Origin of the sequence: Pseudomonas maumuensis (assembly GCF_019139675.1) — a bacterium.
Lineage (GTDB): Bacteria > Pseudomonadota > Gammaproteobacteria > Pseudomonadales > Pseudomonadaceae > Aquipseudomonas > Aquipseudomonas maumuensis.
Genome location: NZ_CP077077.1, coordinates 5,729,017 through 5,750,710, shown reverse-complemented (window position 1 = coordinate 5,750,710; position 21,694 = coordinate 5,729,017). Strand labels below are relative to the sequence as shown.

Genomic DNA, 21,694 nt, shown 5'->3' with positions numbered 1-21,694 from the left:
ACACACGCAACAATGGCTAAGGTATTCGCAATCGCGAACCAGAAGGGTGGTGTGGGCAAGACCACCACCTGCATCAATCTCGCCGCATCGCTGGCTGCGACCAAGCGTCGCGTGCTGCTGATCGACCTCGATCCACAGGGCAACGCCACCATGGGCAGTGGTGTGGATAAACACGAGCTCGAGCATTCGGTGTACGACCTGCTGATCGGGGAGTGCGACCTGGCCCAGGCGATGCACTACTCCGAGCACGGTGGTTACCAGCTGTTGCCGGCCAACCGCGACTTGACCGCCGCCGAGGTGGTCCTGCTCGAGATGCAGATGAAGGAGAGCCGTCTGCGCAATGCGCTGGCGCCGATCCGCGAGAATTACGACTACATCCTCATCGACTGCCCGCCGTCGTTGTCGATGCTGACGCTCAACGCCTTGGTCGCCTCCGATGGCGTGATCATCCCCATGCAGTGCGAGTACTACGCGCTGGAAGGTTTGAGCGACCTTGTGGATAACATCAAGCGTATCGCCGCCCGGCTGAACCCGGAGCTGAAGATCGAAGGTTTGCTGCGGACCATGTACGACCCGCGCCTGAGCCTGAACAACGATGTTTCGGCGCAGCTCAAGGAACACTTCGGTGATCAGCTGTACGACACCGTGATCCCACGTAACATCCGCCTTGCCGAGGCGCCGAGCTTCGGCATGCCGGCACTGGCCTACGACAAGCAATCCCGTGGCGCGCTTGCCTATCTGGCGCTGGCCGGGGAACTGGTCCGCCGCCAGCGCCGTCCATCACGCATTGCACAAACAACTTAAGGAATCCGCATGGCCATCAAGAAACGCGGTCTCGGACGTGGGTTGGATGCACTGCTCAGTGGTCCTTCCGTCAGCGCGCTCGAAGCGCAGGCTGTCAAGATCGACCAGAAGGAACTGCAACATCTGCCGGTCGAGCTGATCCAGCGCGGCAAGTACCAACCGCGTCGCGACATGGATCCCGAGGCGCTGGAAGAACTGGCGCACTCGATCCGCACCCATGGCGTCATGCAACCGATCGTGGTTCGCCCGATCGGCGACAACCGCTACGAGATCATCGCCGGTGAGCGCCGCTGGCGCGCCACCCAGCAGGCAGGCCTGGATACCGTTCCGGCCATGGTCCGCGAGGTACCCGACGAAGCCGCCATCGCCATGGCGCTGATCGAGAACATCCAGCGCGAGGACCTCAACCCGCTGGAAGAGGCGCTCGCCCTGCAGCGTCTGCAGCAGGAATTCGAACTGACCCAGCAGCAGGTCGCCGATGCCGTGGGCAAGTCGCGGGTGACCGTGGCCAACCTGCTGCGCCTGATCTCGCTGCCCGAGGCGATCAAGACCATGCTCGCTCATGGCGACCTGGAGATGGGCCACGCCCGCGCCTTGCTCGGCCTCGAGGAAGATCGCCAGGAAGAAGGGGCGCGTCATGTTGTCGCACGCGGCCTCACCGTGCGCCAAACCGAGGCACTGGTGCGTCAGTGGCTCAGTGGCAAACCTGAGCCGGTCGAGGCGAGCAAACCTGATCCGGATATCACGCGTCTTGAACAGCGTCTGGCAGAGCGCCTGGGCTCGGCGGTACAAATTCGCCATGGCAACAAGGGCAAAGGCCAGTTGGTTATTCGCTACAACTCTCTTGACGAGTTGCAAGGCGTGCTTGCTCACATCCGCTGAAACAATTCCTGTTGTAGCGCGCAGTCGGAAATCACTACCGAAGAGTTGAATAGGGGTTAATCCACCCCTATACTCTGCGCGCATTTTGTCGGCACAAATTATGCCAAGTCATTGTTGACGAGGCGGTCGACTTTCGAGGAGCAGTTGTGATGGAAATCCGCACGCCAAACCGCCTGCCTTTCCATCGCTGGGCGGTTTTTCCGGTACTGCTGGCTCAATTTGTCGTACTGCTGCTGGCAACGCTGGTGTTGTGGCAGTGGAAAGGGGTGGTCAGTGGATATTCAGGCCTTTGCGGAGGTTTGATTGCCTGGCTGCCCAATGTGTATTTCGCCTGGAAGGCTTTTCGCTTCAGCGGAGCCCGGGCGGCGCAGGCCATCGTCAAGTCGTTTTACGCGGGCGAGGCAGGCAAGATGATTTTGACGGCAGTGCTGTTTGCACTGACCTTCGCAGGAGTGAAGCCATTGGCGCCGTTGGCAGTATTCGGCGTCTTCGTGCTGACCCTTTTGGTCAGCTGGTTCGCGCCCCTGCTGATGAATAAAAGACTTTCGAGACCTTAGGGCGTTTGAGGCAACCATGGCAGCAGAAACCGCTTCGGGCTATATCCAGCACCACTTGCAGAACCTGACCTACGGTCAACTACCAGACGGCAGCTGGGGCTTGGCCCATTCGGCTGCAGAAGCCAAGGCAATGGGCTTCTGGGCGTTCCACCTGGACACCCTGGGCTGGTCCGTTGCGCTGGGTCTGATCTTCCTGTTCATCTTCCGCATGGCGGCTAAAAAGGCCACTTCCGGCCAGCCTGGCGCCCTGCAGAACTTCGTCGAAGTGCTGGTGGACTTCGTCCACGGCAGCGTGAAGGATTCCTTCCACGGCCGCAGCCCGGTGATCGCCCCGCTGGCGCTGACCATCTTCGTCTGGGTATTCCTGATGAACGCCATCGACCTGGTACCGGTCGACTGGATTCCTCAGCTGGCCATCCTGATCTCCGGTGATCCGCACATCCCGTTCCGCGCGGTGTCGACCACCGACCCGAACGCCACCCTGGGCATGGCCCTGAGCGTGTTCGCGCTGATCATCTTCTACAGCATCAAGGTCAAGGGTATCGGCGGCTTCATCGGCGAGCTCACCCTGCACCCGTTCGGCAGCAAGAACATCTTCGTGCAGATCCTGCTGATCCCGGTGAACTTCCTGCTCGAGTTCGTCACCCTGATCGCCAAGCCGATCTCGTTGGCACTGCGTCTGTTCGGCAACATGTACGCCGGCGAGCTGGTGTTCATCCTGATCGCGGTGATGTTCGGCGCCGGCATCCTCTGGCTCAGCGGCCTGGGTGTGGTGCTGCAGTGGGCGTGGGCTGTGTTCCACATCCTGATCATCACCCTGCAAGCTTTCATCTTCATGATGCTGACCATCGTCTACCTGTCGATGGCTCACGAAGATAACCATTAAGACCGCCTGGCGTGTCTGATAGCCTTCCCCGCCCGTATGGGGGGAGGGCTTAAAAAGTCCGCAAGGGCATGCTGTATCAAACGATTTGTTTTACCGCTTCAAACTAAAAACCTAACCAATACGACGTAAAAGTCGGGAGGAAAGATGGAAACTGTAGTTGGTCTGACCGCTATCGCTGTTGCTCTGCTGATCGGCCTGGGTGCTCTGGGTACCGCCATTGGTTTCGGCCTGCTGGGCGGCAAGTTCCTGGAAGGCGCTGCTCGCCAGCCAGAAATGGTTCCAATGCTGCAGGTCAAGATGTTCATCGTTGCCGGTCTGCTCGACGCCGTAACCATGATCGGTGTTGGTATCGCTCTGTTCTTCACCTTCGCAAACCCCTTCGTTGGTCAGATCGCCGGCTAATCACTCGTTTCCAACGAGTGAAAGGCTGTGATGAACAAAGACCGAGCGAGGTGTTGGCGTGAACATTAATGCAACCCTGATTGGCCAATCCGTTGCTTTCCTGATTTTTGTGCTCTTCTGCATGAAGTACGTATGGCCTCCGGTCATCACTGCTCTGCAAGAGCGCCAGAAGAAGATTGCTGACGGCCTGGACGCTGCCAATCGCGCTGCTCGCGACCTGGAGCTGGCCCAAGAGAAAGTGGGTCAGCAACTGCGTGAAGCGAAGGCACAGGCAGCCGAAATCATTGAGCAAAGCAAGAAACGCGCTGCTCAGCTTGTCGAGGAAGCCCGTGAACAGGCCCGCGTCGAAGCTGACCGTGTGAAGGCTCAGGCTCAAGCCGAGATCGAACAGGAACTGAACAGCGTCAAAGACGCCCTGCGTGCCCAAGTGGGTGCCCTGGCTGTTGGCGGTGCTGAAAAGATCCTTGGCGCCACAATCGATCAAAACGCGCATGCGGAGCTGGTTAACAAACTGGCCGCTGAAATTTAAGCGAGGGCGATCATGGCAGAACTGACCACGTTGGCCCGACCTTACGCTAAGGCTGCCTTCGAGCATGCCCAGGCCCATCAGCAACTGGCCAATTGGTCAGCCATGCTCGGCCTGGCTGCTGCGGTGTCGCAAGACGACACCATGCAGCGCCTGCTCAAGGCCCCGCAACTGACTAGCGCAGAAAAGGCCGCCGCATTCATTGAAGTGTGCGGTGACAAGTTTGACGCCAAGGCACAGAATTTCATTCATGTTGCCGCGGAAAACGAACGTCTCCTGCTTCTGCCGGAGATTTCGACTCTGTTCGACCTGTACAAGGCCGAGCAAGAGAAGTCCGTGGACGTGGAAGTCACCAGTGCTTTTGCGTTGAACCAAGAACAGCAAGACAAACTCGCCAAGGTTCTCAGTGCACGGTTAGGCCAGGAAGTGCGCCTGCACGCGTCGGAGGATGCCAGCCTGATCGGCGGCGTCGTCATCCGCGCTGGCGACCTGGTAATCGACGGTTCGGTTCGCGGGAAAATCGCGAAACTGGCCGAAGCCTTGAAATCTTGAGTTTGAAGGGGCAGCAGAGCAATGCAGCAACTCAATCCTTCCGAAATTAGTGAAATCATCAAGGGCCGCATCGACAACCTCGATATCGGCTCCCAAGCCCGTAACGAAGGTACCGTCGTTTCGGTTTCCGACGGTATCGTGCGGATCCACGGTCTGGCCGACGTCATGTACGGCGAAATGATCGAGTTCCCTGGCAGCGTATTCGGCATGGCCCTGAACCTGGAGCAAGACTCCGTAGGTGCAGTGATCCTGGGTGCCTATGACACCCTCGCCGAAGGCATGAGCGCCAAGTGCACTGGCCGCATCCTGGAAGTTCCGGTTGGTAAGGAACTGCTGGGTCGCGTCGTCGACGCACTGGGTAACCCGATCGACGGCAAAGGTCCTCTGGGCAACACCCAGACCGACGCGGTCGAGAAAGTAGCTCCAGGCGTGATCTGGCGTAAGTCGGTAGACCAGCCTGTACAGACTGGCTACAAGTCCGTCGACGCCATGATCCCGGTTGGCCGTGGCCAGCGCGAGCTGATCATCGGTGACCGTCAGATCGGCAAGACCGCCATGGCCATCGACGCCATCATCAACCAGAAAGACTCCGGTATTTTCTGCGTTTATGTTGCAGTCGGCCAGAAGCGTTCCACCGTTGCCAACATCGTTCGCAAACTGGAAGAAGCCGGCGCCCTGGCCAACACCATCGTGGTCGTTGCCAGTGCTTCGGAATCCGCCGCACTGCAGTTCCTGGCGCCTTACGCCGGCTGCACCATGGGCGAGTTCTTCCGTGACCGCGGTGAAGACGCCCTGATCGTTTACGATGACCTGTCCAAGCAGGCCGTTGCCTACCGTCAGATCTCCCTGCTGCTGCGCCGTCCACCAGGACGTGAAGCGTACCCAGGCGACGTGTTCTATCTCCACTCCCGTCTGCTGGAGCGTGCATCGCGCGTTTCCGAAGAGTACGTAGAGAAGTTCACCAACGGTGCCGTAACTGGCAAGACTGGCTCGCTGACCGCTCTGCCGATCATCGAAACCCAGGCTGGCGACGTTTCCGCGTTCGTTCCGACCAACGTGATCTCGATCACCGACGGTCAGATCTTCCTGGAATCGGCCATGTTCAACGCAGGCATCCGTCCTGCCGTTAACGCCGGTGTGTCGGTATCCCGTGTTGGTGGTGCCGCCCAGACCAAGATCATCAAGAAGCTGTCCGGTGGTATTCGTACCGCCCTGGCCCAGTACCGTGAACTGGCGGCCTTCGCCCAGTTCGCTTCGGACCTGGACGAGGCTACCCGCAAGCAGCTGGAGCATGGTCAGCGCGTTACCGAGCTGATGAAGCAGAAGCAGTACGCGCCAATGTCGATCGCCGACATGGCCCTGTCGCTGTACGCCGCTGAGCGTGGTTTCCTGACCGACGTAGAAGTCGCCAAGGTCGGTAGCTTCGAGCAAGCTCTGATCGCCTACTTCAACCGTGATCACGCCGAGCTGATGGCGAAGATCAACGTGAAGGGTGACTTCAACGACGAAATCGACGCTGGCATGAAAGCCGGTATCGAGAAGTTCAAGGCCACCCAGACCTGGTAAGCCGCAGCGGGGGCCCCGGCCCCCGCTTGCTAACCTGATAGGTGATACATGGCAGGCGCAAAAGAGATTCGCAGTAAGATTGCGAGCATCAAAAGCACGCAAAAAATTACCAGCGCCATGGAGAAAGTGGCGGTCAGCAAGATGCGCAAGGCACAAATGCGCATGGCTGCTAGCCGTCCTTACGCGGAGCGTATCCGCCAGGTGATCGGTCATCTGGCCAACGCCAACCCGGAGTACCGCCACCCGTTCATGATCGAGCGCCCTGTAAAGCGCGCCGGTTATATCGTGGTGAGCAGTGACCGTGGTCTGTGCGGTGGCTTGAACACCAACCTGTTCAAGGCCCTGGTCAAGGACATGGGCGAAAACCGCGAACAGGGCGTTGAAATCGACCTGTGCGTGATCGGCAGCAAGGGTGCGACTTTCTTCCGCATCTTTGGCGGCAACGTCGTAGCCGCGATCAGCCACCTGGGCGAAGAGCCATCGATCAACGATCTGATCGGCTCCGTCAAAGTGATGCTGGACGCCTACCTCGACGGCCGTATCGATCGCCTCTCGGTGGTTTCGAACAAGTTCATCAACACCATGACCCAAAAACCGACGGTCGAGCAGTTGGTACCGTTGGTGGCAACCCCGGATCAGGAACTCAAGCACCACTGGGACTACCTGTACGAACCCGACGCAAAAGAGCTGCTGGACGGCTTGATGGTGCGTTACGTGGAGTCGCAGGTTTACCAGGCGGTGGTCGAGAACAACGCTGCTGAACAAGCGGCCCGGATGATCGCCATGAAGAACGCCACAGACAACGCCGGTGATTTGATCAAAGAGCTTCAGTTGATCTACAACAAGGCGCGTCAGGCTGCGATCACCCAGGAGATCTCGGAAATCGTCGGCGGCGCTGCCGCGGTTTAACGGTTCAAAAATTCAGAGGATCCAGCTATGAGTAGCGGACGTATCGTTCAAATCATCGGCGCCGTCATCGACGTGGAATTCCCACGTGATGCCGTGCCGAGTGTTTACAACGCGCTGAAAGTACAAGGCGCGGAAACCACCCTGGAAGTTCAGCAGCAGCTGGGCGACGGCGTGGTTCGTACCATTGCGATGGGCTCGACCGAAGGTCTGAAGCGTGGTCTGGATGTCGTCGACACCAAGGCTGCCATCTCGGTACCCGTCGGCAAGGCAACCCTGGGCCGTATCATGGACGTCCTGGGCAACCCGATCGACGAAGCTGGCCCGATCGGCGAAGAAGAGCGTCGCGGTATCCACCAGCCAGCGCCTTCGTTCGCTGACCAGGCAGGCGGCAACGACCTGCTGGAAACCGGCATCAAGGTTATCGACCTGGTCTGCCCGTTCGCCAAGGGTGGTAAGGTTGGTCTGTTCGGTGGTGCCGGCGTCGGCAAGACCGTCAACATGATGGAACTGATCCGTAACATCGCCATGGAACACAGCGGTTACTCCGTGTTCGCTGGTGTGGGTGAGCGTACTCGTGAGGGTAACGACTTCTACCACGAGATGAAGGACTCCAACGTTCTCGACAAGGTAGCGCTGGTCTACGGTCAGATGAACGAGCCACCAGGAAACCGTCTGCGCGTAGCGCTGACCGGCCTGACCATGGCTGAGAAGTTCCGTGACGAAGGTAACGACGTTCTGCTGTTCGTCGACAACATCTATCGTTACACCCTGGCCGGTACCGAAGTATCCGCACTGCTGGGCCGTATGCCTTCGGCAGTAGGCTACCAGCCGACCCTGGCCGAAGAGATGGGCGTTCTGCAAGAGCGTATCACTTCGACCAAGGAAGGTTCGATCACCTCCGTCCAGGCCGTATACGTACCTGCGGACGACCTGACCGACCCGTCGCCAGCGACCACCTTCGCCCACTTGGACGCCACCGTCGTTCTGTCCCGTGACATCGCTTCCCTGGGTATCTACCCAGCGGTCGACCCACTGGACTCGACTTCGCGCCAGCTGGACCCGAACGTGATCGGCACCGAGCACTACGACACCGCTCGTGGCGTTCAGTATGTTCTGCAGCGCTACAAAGAGCTGAAGGACATCATCGCGATCCTGGGTATGGACGAACTGTCCGAAGCCGACAAGCAACTGGTTGCCCGCGCTCGTAAGATCCAGCGCTTCCTGTCGCAGCCGTTCTTCGTGGCCGAAGTCTTCACCGGCTCGCCAGGCAAGTACGTTTCGCTCAAGGACACCATCGCTGGCTTCAGCGGCATCCTCAAAGGTGACTACGACCACCTGCCAGAACAAGCGTTCTACATGGTCGGCAGCATCGACGAAGCGATCGAGAAAGCCAAGAAACTGTAATCCCGGCGCCCCGCAAGGGGCGCTAATCAGGTTGAGGCAAGCAGATGGCTATGACAGTCCATTGCGATATCGTCAGCGCGGAAGGAGAAATCTTCTCCGGCCTGGTCGAGATGGTAGTTGCGCACGGTAACCTGGGTGATCTTGGTATCGCTCCGGGCCACGCGCCGCTGATCACCAATCTCAAGCCTGGTCCGATCACGCTGACCAAGCAGGGTGGCACTCAGGAGGTGTACTACATCTCCGGTGGCTTCCTCGAAGTGCAGCCGAACATGGTCAAGGTTCTTGCCGACACCGTGCAGCGCGCTGCCGACCTGGACGAAGCTCAAGCTCAGGAAGCCCTCAAGGCTGCCGAGAACGCTCTGAACACGAAAGGCTCGGACTTCGACTACGGTGCTGCTGCCGCACGTCTGGCCGAAGCTGCAGCTCAGCTGCGTACTGTCCAGCAATTGCGCAAGGGCAAGTAACCTGGCTTTGGCCGGTCACTTCCAATGCGATTGAGTTAAAGGGTAGCCTCGGCTACCCTTTTTCTTTTCTGAATTTCCCCTTTGGTCACGTCCCTGACCGCCCAGGATTGGTAGCCAGTAATGTCCCTCGATATCGTCATTCTCGCCGCAGGCCAAGGCACCCGCATGCGCTCCGCGCTGCCCAAGGTACTGCATCCGGTTGCCGGCAACTCCATGCTCGGCCACGTTATCCACAGCGCTCGCCAGTTGCAGCCAAAAGGTATTCACGTGGTGATCGGCCACGGTGCGGAGCTGGTGCGCGAACGCCTGGCGGCCGACGATCTGAACTTCGTCATGCAGGACAAGCAACTGGGCACTGGCCATGCCGTGGCCCAGGCGTTGCCGGCGATCACCGCCGACACCGTGCTGGTGCTCTACGGCGATGTGCCGTTGATCGAGGTCGAGACCCTGCAGCGCTTGCTGGCCAAGGTCAGCGAACAACAGTTGGGCCTGCTGACCGTAACCTTGCAAGATCCGACCGGCTACGGTCGCATCGTGCGTGATGGCGCAGGCAAAGTGACCGCTATCGTCGAGCACAAGGACGCCAGCGAAGCGCAGAAGGCGATCAAGGAAGGCAACACCGGTATCCTCGCCATGCCGGCCGCACGCCTGGCCGACTGGATGGGCCGCCTGTCCAACAACAATGCCCAGGGTGAGTACTACCTCACCGACGTGATCGCCATGGCCGTGGACGATGGCCTGGTGGTCGCTACCGAGCAGCCTCACGACACGATGGAAGTGCAGGGCGCCAACGACCGCCGCCAGCTGTCGGAACTCGAGCGTCACTACCAGCTACGCGAAGGCCGTCGCCTGATGGCACAAGGTGTGACTCTGCGCGATCCGGCGCGTTTCGACGTGCGGGGTGAGGTGACAGTGGGCCGCGATGTTCTTATCGACATCAATGTCATCCTCGAGGGCAAGGTCGTCATCGAGGACGACGTGCAGATCGGCCCGAACTGCGTGATCAAGGACAGCACCCTGCGCAAGGGCGTGGTCATCAAGGCCAACAGCCATATCGAAGGCGCGGTGATGGGCGAGGGCAGCGATGCCGGACCGTTCGCCCGCTTGCGTCCAGGCAGCGTGCTGGAGGCCAAGGCGCATGTGGGTAACTTCGTCGAGCTGAAGAACGCCCACCTGGGTGAGGGCGCCAAGGCCGGCCACCTGACCTACCTGGGCGATGCCGAGATCGGCGCCCGTAGCAACATCGGCGCTGGCACCATCACCTGCAATTACGACGGCGCCAACAAGTTCCGCACGGTGATGGGTGAGGACGTGTTCATTGGCTCCAACAACTCCCTGGTTGCCCCTGTGGAAATCCAGGCCGGGGCCACTACCGCAGCGGGCTCGACCATTACCCAGACGGTTGACGCCGGGCAGTTGGGCGTTGCCCGTGCGCGCCAGCGCAATATCGAAGGCTGGAAGCGGCCGGAGAAAATCAAGAAAAGCTGAGTTATCCACAGCGCTTTTGCACAGGGCCGGCTTATGTGAATAAGTCGGCCTTTTTATTTGCCGGTTAATGCCCGACTTGACGAATCGATCGACTTAGGTTTTGATTGCAACACTTATCTTTCGAACCGAAACTTAAATCGACATGTCGAAACGAAATACACCACAACGGCGCCACAATATCCTGGCCTTGCTCAACGAGCAGGGCGAGGTCAGTGTCGACGCCTTGGCCAAGCGTTTCGAAACCTCCGAAGTGACCATCCGCAAGGATCTCGCCGCCCTGGAGGCCAACGGCCTGCTGCTGCGCCGTTACGGTGGCGCGGTGACCATGCCCCAGGAGCTGCTGGGCGACACGGTCCAACCGGTGTCCCTCTACAAGCAGGCCATAGCCCGTGCGGCAGTCGAGCGCATTCGCGAACACGCGCGCATCATCATCGACAGCGGCAGCACCACGGCGGCAATGATCCCGCAGCTCGGGCGCCAGCCAGGCCTGGTGGTGATGACCAACTCGCTCAATGTAGCCCGGGCTATCAGCGAACAAGAGCATGAACCCGTCCTGCTGATGACCGGTGGTACCTGGGACCCGCACTCGGAGTCCTTCCAGGGCCAGGTGGCCGAGCAGGTACTACGCTCATACGACTTCGACCAGCTGTTCATCGGCGCCGACGGCATCGACCTGGAGCGTGGCACCACCACCTTCAACGAACTGCTGGGGTTGAGCCGGGTCATGGCCGAAGTGGCCCGCGAGGTGATCGTCATGGTCGAGTCGGACAAGGTCGGTCGCAAGATCCCCAACCTCGAGCTGCCCTGGGGCAGCGTGAACACCCTGATTACTGATGATCGCCTGCCCGCCGAGGCACGCGACCGGATTCAAGCCCGCGGCATCACCCTTATCTGCGCCGCTATCAGCTAGGAGCAACATCTTATGTGTGGAATCGTCGGTGCCGTTGCTGAGCGCAACATCACAGCCATTCTCATCGAAGGCCTCAAGCGTCTGGAATACCGTGGTTATGACAGCGCCGGCCTGGCTGTCCTGACCCAGCAAGGCGCGCTCGAGCGTCGTCGCCGCATCGGCAAGGTCAGCGAACTGGAAGGCGCGGTTGCCGCCGACCCGCTGGCTGGCCAGCTGGGCATCGCCCACACCCGTTGGGCCACCCATGGCGCGCCGACCGAAAACAATGCCCACCCGCATTTCTCCGGACACGACGTGGCGGTGGTACACAACGGCATCATCGAGAACCACGAGGAACTGCGTGAAGAGCTCAAGGGCCTGGGCTATGCCTTTGTCTCGCAGACCGACACCGAGGTGATCGTCCACCTCATCCATCACTTGCTCCAGACCATCCCTGACCTTACCGACGCGCTCAAGGCTGCGGTCAAGCGCCTGCATGGCGCCTATGGTCTGGCCGTGATCAGCGCCAGCCAACCAGACCGCCTGGTGGCTGCCCGCAGCGGCAGCCCGCTGGTGATCGGCCTGGGCCTCGGTGAAAACTTCCTGGCCTCGGATCAACTGGCCCTACGCCAGGTCACCGACCGCTTCATGTACCTGGAAGAGGGCGATATCGCCGAGATTCGTCGCACTCAAGTGCAGATCTGGGACCAGGCCGGTCAGCCGGTCCAGCGTGAGACGGTGCAGTATCACGAAGGAGCGGAAGCCGCCGAGAAGGGCAACTACCGCCACTTCATGCTCAAGGAGATCCACGAGCAACCCGGCGTGGTGCAGCGTACGCTGGAAGGTCGCCTGGGCAATAACCATGTGATGGTGCAGGCCTTCGGTCCACAGGCCGCCGAGCTGTTCGGCAAAGTGCGCAATGTGCAGATCGTCGCCTGCGGTACCAGTTACCACGCCGGCATGGTCGCTCGTTACTGGCTCGAAAGCCTCGCCGGTATCCCTTGCCAGGTGGAAGTCGCCAGTGAGTTCCGCTACCGCAAGGTGGTGGTGCAGCCGGACACTCTGTTCGTCTCGATCTCGCAATCCGGCGAGACCGCCGACACCCTGGCGGCCCTGCGCTATGCCAAGGAGCTGGGTTTCCTCGGCAGCCTTGCCATCTGCAACAAGGGCATCAGCTCGCTGGTGCGCGAATCCGACCTGACCCTGCTGACCCTGGCCGGGCCGGAAATCGGTGTCGCCTCGACCAAGGCCTTCACCACCCAACTGGTCTCGCTGATGCTGCTGACCCTGTCCCTCGGCCAAGTGCGCGGTACCCTCGAGGCCGGTGTCGAAGCCGAGCTGGTGGACGAGCTGCGCCGCCTGCCGGCACGCCTGAGCGAAGCGCTGGCGATGGATGGCGTGGTCGAGAAGATCGCCGAGCTGTTCGCCGACAAGCACCACACCCTGTTCCTTGGCCGCGGTGCTCAGTACCCGGTGGCCATGGAAGGTGCGCTCAAGCTCAAGGAAATCTCCTATATCCACGCCGAAGCCTATCCGGCCGGTGAGCTCAAGCATGGTCCTCTGGCGTTGGTGGACAACGATATGCCCGTGGTGACCGTGGCTCCTAACAATGAGCTGCTGGAAAAGCTCAAGTCGAATCTGCAGGAAGTTCGCGCCCGTGGTGGTGAGCTGGTGGTCTTTGCTGACGAGAATGCCGGCATGAGCAATGGCGAGGGCACCCACGTGATCAACGTGCCGCACATCAACGATGCGCTGGCGCCGATCCTCTACACCATCCCGCTGCAGCTGCTGTCGTACTACGTCGCCGTGCTCAAGGGCACCGACGTCGACCAGCCGCGCAACCTGGCCAAGTCGGTGACGGTGGAGTAACGCTACTGCTGTTGCAAAGGGAGTGATCTCGGAGATTAAAAACTGTTTCTGAGATTAAAAACTGTCACAGAGAGGGAGCCGCCCCTGGCTCCCTCTCTGTAGACGGCCTTCCTTTCTTCCGTTTCCTTTCACGTAACCTGCTTCGGCGCCCTCAATGCCATTGCCCATTCAGCCCGACGAATCGCTCGCATCATACGTGCGGCGTAACTTGCACCTCAGCTGGCACATCGACGTTCCTCTGACCTTCCATCAGCTCGGCACCCGTCACGTGCTGAAGACGATTGAGGTAAAGCGGCTTGCGGAGGCGATGGGGTGGCCAGGATGCTACGGCTTCAATCGGCTAGTTCACGGCCACACCATGATGGCGTCGACTCACGTCTTCAAAGCCCGCTGGGACCACGCCTACTCAGGAAAGCAGTACATTTCCGAGGGTGAACGCTTCAGTGTGTGGGATTCCTCGTTCTGTCCAGAATGTGTCCGTGAAGATTTGAAGAACCGCGGCTTCTCCTACTGGCGGCGGTACGTCGCGCCTTATGTGACCGTATGCTTCAAGCACAACGCAGTCCTTCATAATCTCTGCCCATTCTGTGATAAGCCTTTCAACGGTGTGGGGCATAACCTGGATGTCATGTGGCGAATGTGCCGCGGCCGACACCTCGCTGACGCGCCCATGGTGCCCAATGAGGATCCCACTGCGTTGCGTCGCGCAAAAATCTATCACCAGCTTTGCACGTCAACCCACTACATTTCCGATTTGCACGCTGCTAGCGCTGCTTGGGAAAGAGCAGCTGCACTCATCCCTAATCTGCAAGGCGCAGCAGCTGCAAGGATGGAGTTACTGCACGGCGAGCTCGGGATTTTACGCAAAGCGCTGGAGACCGCGCGTATCGGTGGCCAAGGCCAAACTATGGCCAATATGAATGCCCGGATCTGCGATGCGGTGGTGGGAGTGTATGAGAGCTGTGATGACTTTGAAGCGGACATCCGCTCATTGGCACAGCGAGGTCGGGTTACTGATTCGCTGTGGAGCACCTACCAGTCAGGCGGCAGTGAGTCAGCCCACTTTGTCGATGAAAATTATGAGCAAGGCGTGGGGTATTGGTCCTGTCCAAACCCCAGTCCGCATTCGGACGAACAGAGCAGCGCTGACAGTTACCACCGACGTCGCCCCAAAATCTACCCGTGCTGCAACCTCCCGCATCCAACAGGCCGGCTGTATGACCTGAGGCCGCTCAAAGTCGAACCACTCCCCGGAATTCCGATGGTGAGGGCTGCAGACCTGAGCTGCCTCTGACAGCTGGGGAAGCCAGGGATAGACTTGACCACAGACCTTGAATGGAGAGTGTGATGAGCATGCAGCAGCTAACCCAAGAGCAGGCTACGGTAGGACTCAAGACTGCTGTTCGCATAATCCGCGGCTGGCAAGCTTCGCCTGGACAAGCCTGTAAGATCTTGCGAATTTCTCGTTCTACCCTCCGCCGTGCCGAGGAGGATAAGCGCACCCCCTTCAGCTTAGATGTCGATCAATTACAACGGATCGGGCTTATCCTGGGCATCCACGCGTCCCTACGCACGGTTTTTGCCAATCAGGCGAACGTCACAAGTTTTCCAGGTCTTCCAAACGACAACGCATTTTTCGACGGTCGCCCGCCCTTGGACGTCATGGCGCAAGGAGACCTGATCTCGCTGTATGAGACCTACAAGCGTATCGATCAGCTCAAACACGTTGGCGAGGGGTGACTGATAGGGGGTCAATTATGGCCACTCCTAAGTCTACCAATAAGCCGGCGCACCAGTTTCTTAGTCACCGGGTAGTGATTATCCTGTTCAAGACATTTTGCTAATTGCGGAAAGCGAAAATACAACGCCTCTCTGTTGATATCAGCGTTCTCGCCAAACTTAGATTTTGTAAAGCTAAGAATTGAATCGGCCAGCTCAGCGTCCCGCTTCAACCAGTCTATGTTCGAATTATTTCCTCGCCGATCTTTGGGTAGTTGATTTATTTGTGAATTAAACCATGGCTTGTCATTGCGATAGAGCCAGATATAAACGTGCGGAATACACAAGCGTAAGAATTTAACGCCACAGCCGGGATTAGATTTGCGCGCCGATAGCCATGCCAGCCTATACGCACGTGTATTACGTAGTTTGCTCTTGGTAATCCACTGATCTCGAATGTACGGCTCTGAACGCAACAGTTTATTAACTGTTGATATTGTAATTTTGAAAGATATGCAAACTGCTATTTTGTCATCGCCGCTAGCTAGTTTACTTAGAATGTTTGATCGCAAAGGTTCTTTGAGTATTTTCGGTCGGCGGACAATATTTTTGCCGGTGCTGGAGAGGTGACTTTGTTGATAATCAGTCGATCGATCAATATCGTGGATATTGTGGTTTTCTTTTTGGACCCGCTCCGAGATCGACATTCGATTATAGGCCTCAACGAAGCCATCTAGGGAGCCGAATAGCCACTGGATGAAGATCAAGTGTTTGAGGGGGTGGCAGTGCCCACGCGGGCGGCGGGTAAGCTGCCCCAGCAGCCCCGCAGCCCCATCTGTGGTTGCGGGCAGAGAGCTAAACGGCGTGTAGGCCCGTAGCGGCGCTATGTAGCGTACGAGCGAAACCGCGGCGCCCTCTACCGATGCACTACCGGCGCTGAACTCAGCCAGGGCAGTTCTGTAGGTTTTGCAAATGATGTCTGGATGAAAACTAGCTTCGTTGCCGTATTTCGCCAGTTGATGAATTGCGCGTGAAAGCGTATCGAGCCTTCGTAGTTCATCAGCTGGCCAGTCATTATGTTGCTCCGGCGACAGTATCTCGTCATCGGGTAAACACCACTGGAAACGGCCAGACCATTGTCGGTTTCTAGAACATTCTCTCAAATGTAGGTGATGCTTTGGACAAAGCACAACGCCTGGATATTGGTGCATCAAATGCCAGTAGGCAACGCCGCTTGATATGCGATCTGAGATCATGCACTCACTGCATGCCTTTAATGGATGCTCCGCACCAAATCGACCAGTCAGTAAACCTAGGCGGTACTTGAGCGATCCTAGTGTCGAGCCTTTGAGCATCGCGACAGCTTGCGCCACATGCTGTGGGGACTGAAATGGAAAGAAGAAAGGTAGAATTGTATGCCGAAAGATAATGGACGTTGAATCACCCCAGGTAAGCCTCGCTTTCTCATTTAGGGCATCAAGATTAAAAGGGAAGTCATGATTGGTACCCGCCTTAGGAGATCCGAATAACCAGGTGAGCGTCGACGCCGGCTTCATGTTCCCAAGATAGAGATGCTGGCGAGCGCAGATACTGAAGAAAATCTCATCCTCTAGCCAGTGGAGAGTAAAGTCCGAAAGTGGTCCATCGCTACGAGAGCGCATCGACGTAATACCGAAGAAAATATCAATGTAATTCTAGCGGTAGTAGCTGAAAAACTAATTTGAAAAGGTAATTAAAAATCTTTTTATAGAATTTTTGATACGAGTTGGTCGACGACTCAGCTGCTCGATTGGCTCGGAGAGGAGCAGCCTGGCCTTGTGCCCAAGGTGCCGAAAAATTGGTTTCGAGAGCGTATTTTTTCCATTGTCATCAGCTAATTAGCAGCTGTAACATTATGGGTTGACCGATGAGGAACAACTAAGAGCAACTTGTTCTAATTAACAGAACAATACCCTAGAAAATCAGGAGAGACCAGTGACAGAACTCTAACCGATGTAGAGCTCTAGAAGTCAGGTAGACAAAAGCCCAAGTGCGACCTTGGGCTCCTGTGGATAAGTCAGATTACCGAGCTGACCATTTCATTGTCTATCCCTTGCATGTGGGACGTCAAGTCCTGCACGACTTCGCTCATCCACAAGAAGCCGAGCGTTATCCACAACGCCGGAAGCAGCGGCCTGCCCGTCAGGTAAGGGTTTGCCAGGCGCCTAGCGTTTTATCCCCAGCGGATGACTGGCAGAAGTAGCCAATTAAAATTGGAATGTTTGGATGGACCAGCAGCAGAAACACGACCTCATCATGAGCCGTCAGGCACGGTTCCAGTGGGGGGACAGCTACATCCCTTCAACTCTGGCGGTCCCGCGGGAAGCGCCCAAAGGGTCTCGCCCTGCCCGGCTCAATAGCCGAAAGCTGGGCCGAACTCTTCACGCCCTATCCACACCCGAGAAGGTCTTTACTCAGCTCGCTCTGTACCACCCCAATCTGCTTGATATCCATGAGCAGAAAATGCTGTGGCCGTACGGTGCATCTCATCCGCTCAAGGGACACCCTCTCATGAAGGGAATGTTCCCTCCGCCGATTCGCGGAACTCTGGAAATCGCTGAAGAGATAGGTCTCAAGCACTACAAGGTCACCGTCTGCACTAACGGTGTCCGCCAAAGAATCCCGTCACCCTATCAGGGAGATTTGCTTCTATACCTTCTGGGCCGTGATGGCGTGCCTTATGCGGTGAATTGGAGCATCAAGGACCGCAAGGCGGCATTTTATGAGCGTCGTCTGTCCACCCCCAAGACTCCAGCGCAACAGAGACTAGATCAGGAGCACGCGCAGCGACGTGCTGAACTCGAGAGGGCCTATTACGCGAGCGCAGGGATCAGGACGCTGCAGCTCTCACTGGACCAGATCAGTACAGCGGTCCAAGCCAATCTGGATGTTCTATTTCCTATGCATGGCTTGGAGCTCTCTCATTCAGCAAACCTGCTGGAGGATTTCAGCGCTGATGTGCAGCTCGCTGTTCGCGATGGCAACCCCGTAGCATATATCGCTTTGGAATACGGTCGTCGCTGGGGTTTCGCAAATCAGTTTATCGCTCGGATCTACCAGGACATCTGGGAGCGCCGGCTGTTAGTTAATTTCTTCAAGCCAATTCTCATCGATCATCCCCTGGACACCGATGGCGGCGATTTGCTGGTGATCTACGGCGCTTTCTTTGAGGAGCATGACTCGTGATTACCGGTGCACAGTTGATTGCACCTGAGGGCTATCTCAGTCTCTCAAAGGGCATCACTTATTATTTCCTCTTGAATGATCCTGCTCATAATCGAGCAAGACTAGTTGAATTCAACCATCAGGGCCGACAAATCAAACCTTCCTTAGTCACTATGACGACTTTCGAATTTGAAGAGGGTCTTGAGGCTGGCTTGATCGAAGAGGTGCGCTCTGTAGATATCTATCCGCCTTGGCTAGAACCCATCAAAGGTGTAGAGGTATCCCACCTTGAAAATTGCCGAAGATCAGATAAAGAAACCTATGACCAAAAGGTTAATCGTCGATTTCTAAAAATCGCTGACCTTGTCTCTCGTATGCCGGAAATTCTGGCTAGCGATGACCCTGACGCCATAATCAATGCAGATGCCAAAGCGCAGTCACCCAAACAAAATCCAGCTCGTTTGCGTCTGTGGTTTTACACCTACATCACGTTTGGTCGAAATAAGTGGACGCTGATGCCAAGGTTTCACGACATAGGAGGTTGGGATAGAGACGCGCCTTGTTACAAACGAAAGATGGGACGTCCATCCTCGAAAGGAAAATATTCAGGTTATCGATGTGATCCGGCGATGCGCGAGAAAATCATAGCTGGCTATGTCAAGTTCAAATCTTCCTTCAAGACAAAGGAAAAGGTCTATCGCAATATTCTCACGGAAGTATTTGGTTGTATCGCTACAGAGAAAGGCAGTTCAGTCGAATTTCGACACCCCAAAGGAAATCCTTATCCGTCATTATCGCAGGTGAGCTATTGGGTAAAAAAAACATATGACGAAAGGACTCGCTCAATAGGGGTAAGAGGCGAGCACAAGACGCGAGCTCGATTAGCAGATGAAGGAAGCTTTTCCGAGAAATTGCTCAATGTGAATCAGAGGATTGAATTCGATGGATACAATATTTCACAAAAGCTTACCGGCCTCACTGAGGGCAGCGCGGTTGATAGCTTTTGTGTAGTCCGTGCGGTATGCGTTTTATCAGGAGCCATCGTTGGCATTGGATTTTCCGAAGGTAAAGAAAACTTGGCTGCATACCGGATGTGCCTTTTCTCTATGGCACAAAATAAGGTCAGATTCTGTAAATTGTTCGGGGTCGACATCCAGCCGGAAGACTGGCCATGCGAGGGGCTTTCTGGAGGAATTGTATTTGACCGCGGCCCTGGAGCTGCCTGGGACGTTGAGCCTGAAATCCATTGGCTCGGCACCTTTGAGATGACTCCGACCTTTTCCGGTCAGTCCAAGGCCTCGGTCGAGTCTTCGCATCCCCGAGACAAGAAAACACTCGATCAGCCAACATCCGCCAAGAGCGGTTTGAATTTTGTGGAGATGTGCAAGCGGGAAATATTCCAAGTCGTTGAGGACAACAAGGTTTCCGACGCAAGTGGGCGCATGGAAGAAAGAATGTATGCAGCAGGGGTCGTGCCTTCGCCGCTCGGTGTGTGGAACTACTGGAGTAGCCGAGGTCGAGATTCATCGATAGGCATGTTGTTTGACGACGCTGTAAAGAATTTCTTATTGAAACTCCCTGGTAAAATTCGACAGGACGCCGTTTACCTATACGGAAGAAAATATAGATCGGCTGACCTGGTGGCGACCGGCGTGTTTGATCGTGTGGCTAAATCGGGTGTTATCCCTATCGAAGTTTATGTGCTTACGATGTGCATGCGCTATATTTGGATCGAGGTTTCCGGAGTACTTTATCAGCTTGGGATGGTACGAACTCAACGCACCCTTGATGGTGATATTGATATATCACTTTGGGATTTGGAACACCTAGATAAGCTTCGGCGCGAAAGCATAGGGGCTCACCGTGATGCGCGACCGGCTACCGTGCAGCACACGCGTGATCGGTTAAAAAAACAAACTGGTAAAGATTGGGATGAGGAAGAACGGATAGTAGGACGATTCGCAAAGAACGAAGCGCATAGGCGCGACACCGACGACTACGAACGACTTCAAGGGAAGCGAAAATGAACGACGTCATCGAAAAGCGCTTCGGTAATAATTTGGACGTCGAATGCATCCGAAGGATCGTAACAGTAAGACCAGAACCTGTTTCTCTGTCGAAAGATATACAGCCTGCCATTGGCGCGGAGATACTAGCCGATGCGTGGAATCGTATTTATCTGCCCAATCAGTTTTCGCTTAAGTTTATAGGTGAGATGGTAGGTCGGGCGCGTCTGCATTTTGCCGAGATTTTTAGCGGCGAAGTTGAGAATAGATCCAGAATTTATACTCCCATCCAAGTTGAGGTCACGCCTGTCTGCCTTACCGGTCTAGCTGGGGTTGGCAAAAGTTGCCTGCTGAGGGCACTATGCAAAGTAATGCCTGAGCCAGTTGAGTTTTATTCAGATCATTTCGCGGGACAGGTAACGCTGGTTTCTTATTGGTGCGCAAGTGCGAGAGAAAAAATAAGTGGTAAAAGTTTATTGTCGGAATTTATTTTTCCTGATGCGAAAATTTTGAGTGGAAATCAGAGAAAATTTCTAGAAGAGGCTCGCAGGCGGGCCATTAGAGACGGTGTTTCACTGGTTTTGCTGGACGAAACGCAATTTATCAATACAGGTTTAGGAGTGGCGAAGATTACTGATATTCTTCTCACTTTGGCATCCATCGGCCCGCCTGCGGTCTATGTGTGTAATTACAGCCTCGCCCATAAACTCTTCGGTCGGAACAGCGAGGACAAACAACGATTGTTATCCCAACCCCTGATCATGCTTCCAGACCTGCCAGGGAGCAAAGATTGGACTGATTATGTCGATGAATGCGTGAGAGTCAGTGGCGACGCCGTACGCCCTGGTTCGGCTGATTTTGCAGCGGAGCTCTATCGCTGCACCTTCGGTATCAAGCGATTGGCGGTTCAGCTGTTGAAGCAGGCCTACATCGAGTGTCGCAACGACCGTCGGCATTGGATTGAGCTTCGGGACCTCTGCAGCGCTTATCGCTCTGCAGCGTACACAAGCAACGCTCGCGAGGTAGAGGAACTTCAGACTCAGGCGCTGGGGAGTCGGCAGTCTAAGCTACGGCTTGATTTGAAATGCCCCTTCGAGCTTCCGGCCGCCTACAGGACCAACGTCTTGGAGTTCGCTAGGGCAGAAAGGGAACAGCGTGTAATCGCGAAGGTGTTCGACTCTTCGTTGACTGAGTCTGAACGGTCAGCGAAGAAGCATCTTGAGGAGGCTGCTGAGATCGTTGTGAAAAAGCCTTCTCGGCGGCCGGCGGCGAAGGCGCTCAGCAAAGACGATGAAGCCAAGGCCTTCTTCGATCGTCTCGACCTCGTAACTCAGTCCGGCACGCCCAAGAAGCCGACCTGATTCTTACGGAGCAAGTGCTTACCAGGCGAGACTGTGAATCGCTCAAGATTTCCTGCACGCCACCGGTCCCCGAAAGTTGGTCTGGTGTGCATAGGAAATCTGGGGCGGTACAGACGCAATCGAAGGCACCATGTCGATGCTGGATAAGATGATCACCTTTCCCAATTGGGTACTCATCATCCCTAACCTTTGATTAGAGGGCTGGC

20 protein-coding genes are annotated in these 21,694 nt (G+C 56.6%); 19 read left to right on the top strand and 1 reads right to left on the bottom strand.

Annotated features, from left to right (window positions below; all coding sequences use genetic code 11):
* Positions 1-12: 12 nt before the first annotated feature.
* The 16 genes from KSS90_RS25485 to KSS90_RS25410 all read left to right on the top strand — a co-directional run bounded on the left by KSS90_RS25485 (position 13) and on the right by KSS90_RS25410 (position 14,938).
* The gene (locus tag KSS90_RS25485) at positions 13-804 is read left to right on the top strand and encodes a ParA family protein (RefSeq protein WP_011536509.1); all 792 of its coding nucleotides are present in this window, start codon (positions 13-15) and stop codon (positions 802-804) included.
* Positions 805-813: 9 nt separating this feature from the next.
* Positions 814-1,686, top strand: coding sequence for a ParB/RepB/Spo0J family partition protein (locus tag KSS90_RS25480; protein ID WP_023628559.1), 873 nt, complete (start codon positions 814-816; stop codon positions 1,684-1,686).
* 149 nt (positions 1,687-1,835) lie between these two features.
* Positions 1,836-2,243 (top strand): F0F1 ATP synthase subunit I, encoded by a 408-nt coding sequence (locus KSS90_RS25475; protein ID WP_011536507.1) that lies wholly within the window; start codon positions 1,836-1,838, stop codon positions 2,241-2,243.
* 16 nt (positions 2,244-2,259) lie between these two features.
* Positions 2,260-3,129: a F0F1 ATP synthase subunit A gene (gene atpB, locus KSS90_RS25470; RefSeq protein ID WP_023628560.1), complete on the top strand. Its 870-nt coding sequence runs from the start codon at positions 2,260-2,262 to the stop codon at positions 3,127-3,129.
* A gap of 144 nt (positions 3,130-3,273) precedes the next feature.
* The gene (atpE, locus tag KSS90_RS25465) at positions 3,274-3,531 is read left to right on the top strand and encodes a F0F1 ATP synthase subunit C (protein ID WP_003097235.1); all 258 of its coding nucleotides are present in this window, start codon (positions 3,274-3,276) and stop codon (positions 3,529-3,531) included.
* Positions 3,532-3,589: 58 nt separating this feature from the next.
* Positions 3,590-4,060 carry a F0F1 ATP synthase subunit B gene (locus KSS90_RS25460; protein WP_102683388.1) on the top strand — a complete coding sequence of 157 codons (471 nt, stop codon included), beginning with the start codon at positions 3,590-3,592 and terminating at the stop codon, positions 4,058-4,060.
* Positions 4,061-4,072: 12 nt separating this feature from the next.
* Positions 4,073-4,609, top strand: a complete 537-nt coding sequence (locus KSS90_RS25455; RefSeq protein ID WP_023628561.1) for a F0F1 ATP synthase subunit delta — start codon at positions 4,073-4,075, stop codon at positions 4,607-4,609.
* A 21-nt stretch (positions 4,610-4,630) separates the two neighbouring features.
* Entirely contained in the window at positions 4,631-6,175 is a 1,545-nt protein-coding gene (gene atpA, locus KSS90_RS25450; protein WP_217867746.1) for a F0F1 ATP synthase subunit alpha, read from the top strand.
* Positions 6,176-6,223: 48 nt separating this feature from the next.
* A complete protein-coding gene (gene atpG / locus KSS90_RS25445; RefSeq protein ID WP_023628562.1) occupies positions 6,224-7,084 on the top strand; it encodes a F0F1 ATP synthase subunit gamma in 861 nt (286 codons plus the stop codon).
* Between the two features lie 27 nt (positions 7,085-7,111).
* Positions 7,112-8,488, top strand: coding sequence for a F0F1 ATP synthase subunit beta (atpD, locus tag KSS90_RS25440; RefSeq protein ID WP_023628563.1), 1,377 nt, complete (start codon positions 7,112-7,114; stop codon positions 8,486-8,488).
* A 44-nt stretch (positions 8,489-8,532) separates the two neighbouring features.
* Positions 8,533-8,952: a F0F1 ATP synthase subunit epsilon gene (locus KSS90_RS25435; protein WP_028690018.1), complete on the top strand. Its 420-nt coding sequence runs from the start codon at positions 8,533-8,535 to the stop codon at positions 8,950-8,952.
* A 120-nt stretch (positions 8,953-9,072) separates the two neighbouring features.
* Positions 9,073-10,440, top strand: a complete 1,368-nt coding sequence (gene glmU / locus KSS90_RS25430) for a bifunctional UDP-N-acetylglucosamine diphosphorylase/glucosamine-1-phosphate N-acetyltransferase GlmU (RefSeq protein ID WP_217867745.1) — start codon at positions 9,073-9,075, stop codon at positions 10,438-10,440.
* A 142-nt stretch (positions 10,441-10,582) separates the two neighbouring features.
* Positions 10,583-11,350: a DeoR/GlpR family DNA-binding transcription regulator gene (locus tag KSS90_RS25425; RefSeq protein WP_217867744.1), complete on the top strand. Its 768-nt coding sequence runs from the start codon at positions 10,583-10,585 to the stop codon at positions 11,348-11,350.
* Between the two features lie 12 nt (positions 11,351-11,362).
* The gene (gene glmS, locus KSS90_RS25420; protein ID WP_217867743.1) at positions 11,363-13,198 is read left to right on the top strand and encodes a glutamine--fructose-6-phosphate transaminase (isomerizing); all 1,836 of its coding nucleotides are present in this window, start codon (positions 11,363-11,365) and stop codon (positions 13,196-13,198) included.
* Between the two features lie 154 nt (positions 13,199-13,352).
* Positions 13,353-14,492, top strand: a complete 1,140-nt coding sequence (locus KSS90_RS25415; RefSeq protein WP_217867742.1) for a TniQ family protein — start codon at positions 13,353-13,355, stop codon at positions 14,490-14,492.
* Between the two features lie 53 nt (positions 14,493-14,545).
* On the top strand, positions 14,546-14,938 hold the full coding sequence (locus KSS90_RS25410) for an antitoxin Xre-like helix-turn-helix domain-containing protein (RefSeq protein ID WP_217867741.1): 393 nt from the start codon (positions 14,546-14,548) through the stop codon (positions 14,936-14,938).
* Between the two features lie 11 nt (positions 14,939-14,949).
* Here KSS90_RS25410 and KSS90_RS25405 read toward each other — a convergent pair whose 3' ends face one another.
* Complete coding sequence (locus KSS90_RS25405) at positions 14,950-16,578, bottom strand: TnsD family Tn7-like transposition protein (protein WP_217867740.1); 1,629 nt, start codon at positions 16,576-16,578, stop codon at positions 14,950-14,952.
* Positions 16,579-17,182: 604 nt separating this feature from the next.
* Here KSS90_RS25405 and KSS90_RS25400 point away from each other — a divergent pair.
* The 3 genes from KSS90_RS25400 to KSS90_RS25390 are packed head-to-tail and all read left to right on the top strand — an operon-like array spanning position 17,183 to position 21,488.
* Positions 17,183-18,142, top strand: a complete 960-nt coding sequence (locus tag KSS90_RS25400) for a PDDEXK family nuclease (RefSeq protein WP_225933115.1) — start codon at positions 17,183-17,185, stop codon at positions 18,140-18,142.
* Entirely contained in the window at positions 18,139-20,148 is a 2,010-nt protein-coding gene (locus KSS90_RS25650; protein ID WP_225933114.1) for a TnsB C-terminal domain-containing protein, read from the top strand. The genes KSS90_RS25400 and KSS90_RS25650 overlap by 4 nt, the downstream gene beginning before the upstream one ends.
* Positions 20,145-21,488, top strand: a complete 1,344-nt coding sequence (locus tag KSS90_RS25390) for an ATP-binding protein (RefSeq protein ID WP_217867739.1) — start codon at positions 20,145-20,147, stop codon at positions 21,486-21,488. The genes KSS90_RS25650 and KSS90_RS25390 overlap by 4 nt, the downstream gene beginning before the upstream one ends.
* Positions 21,489-21,694 lie beyond the last annotated feature (206 nt).

Excerpts from the sequence above, each read along its gene's own strand:
- KSS90_RS25485 (WP_011536509.1), top strand. The coding sequence starts at position 13 with ATGGCTAAGGTATTCGCAATCGCGAACCAGAAGGGTGGTGTGGGCAAG.
- KSS90_RS25480 (WP_023628559.1), top strand. The coding sequence starts at position 814 with ATGGCCATCAAGAAACGCGGTCTCGGACGTGGGTTGGATGCACTGCTC.
- KSS90_RS25475 (WP_011536507.1), top strand. The coding sequence starts at position 1,836 with ATGGAAATCCGCACGCCAAACCGCCTGCCTTTCCATCGCTGGGCGGTT.
- atpB (WP_023628560.1), top strand. The coding sequence starts at position 2,260 with ATGGCAGCAGAAACCGCTTCGGGCTATATCCAGCACCACTTGCAGAAC.
- atpE (WP_003097235.1), top strand. The coding sequence starts at position 3,274 with ATGGAAACTGTAGTTGGTCTGACCGCTATCGCTGTTGCTCTGCTGATC.
- KSS90_RS25455 (WP_023628561.1), top strand. The coding sequence starts at position 4,073 with ATGGCAGAACTGACCACGTTGGCCCGACCTTACGCTAAGGCTGCCTTC.
- atpA (WP_217867746.1), top strand. The coding sequence starts at position 4,631 with ATGCAGCAACTCAATCCTTCCGAAATTAGTGAAATCATCAAGGGCCGC.
- atpG (WP_023628562.1), top strand. The coding sequence starts at position 6,224 with ATGGCAGGCGCAAAAGAGATTCGCAGTAAGATTGCGAGCATCAAAAGC.
- atpD (WP_023628563.1), top strand. The coding sequence starts at position 7,112 with ATGAGTAGCGGACGTATCGTTCAAATCATCGGCGCCGTCATCGACGTG.
- KSS90_RS25435 (WP_028690018.1), top strand. The coding sequence starts at position 8,533 with ATGGCTATGACAGTCCATTGCGATATCGTCAGCGCGGAAGGAGAAATC.
- glmU (WP_217867745.1), top strand. The coding sequence starts at position 9,073 with ATGTCCCTCGATATCGTCATTCTCGCCGCAGGCCAAGGCACCCGCATG.
- KSS90_RS25425 (WP_217867744.1), top strand. The coding sequence starts at position 10,583 with ATGTCGAAACGAAATACACCACAACGGCGCCACAATATCCTGGCCTTG.
- glmS (WP_217867743.1), top strand. The coding sequence starts at position 11,363 with ATGTGTGGAATCGTCGGTGCCGTTGCTGAGCGCAACATCACAGCCATT.
- KSS90_RS25415 (WP_217867742.1), top strand. The coding sequence starts at position 13,353 with ATGCCATTGCCCATTCAGCCCGACGAATCGCTCGCATCATACGTGCGG.
- KSS90_RS25410 (WP_217867741.1), top strand. The coding sequence starts at position 14,546 with ATGAGCATGCAGCAGCTAACCCAAGAGCAGGCTACGGTAGGACTCAAG.
- KSS90_RS25405 (WP_217867740.1), bottom strand. The coding sequence starts at position 16,578 with ATGCGCTCTCGTAGCGATGGACCACTTTCGGACTTTACTCTCCACTGG.
- KSS90_RS25400 (WP_225933115.1), top strand. The coding sequence starts at position 17,183 with ATGGACCAGCAGCAGAAACACGACCTCATCATGAGCCGTCAGGCACGG.
- KSS90_RS25390 (WP_217867739.1), top strand. The coding sequence starts at position 20,145 with ATGAACGACGTCATCGAAAAGCGCTTCGGTAATAATTTGGACGTCGAA.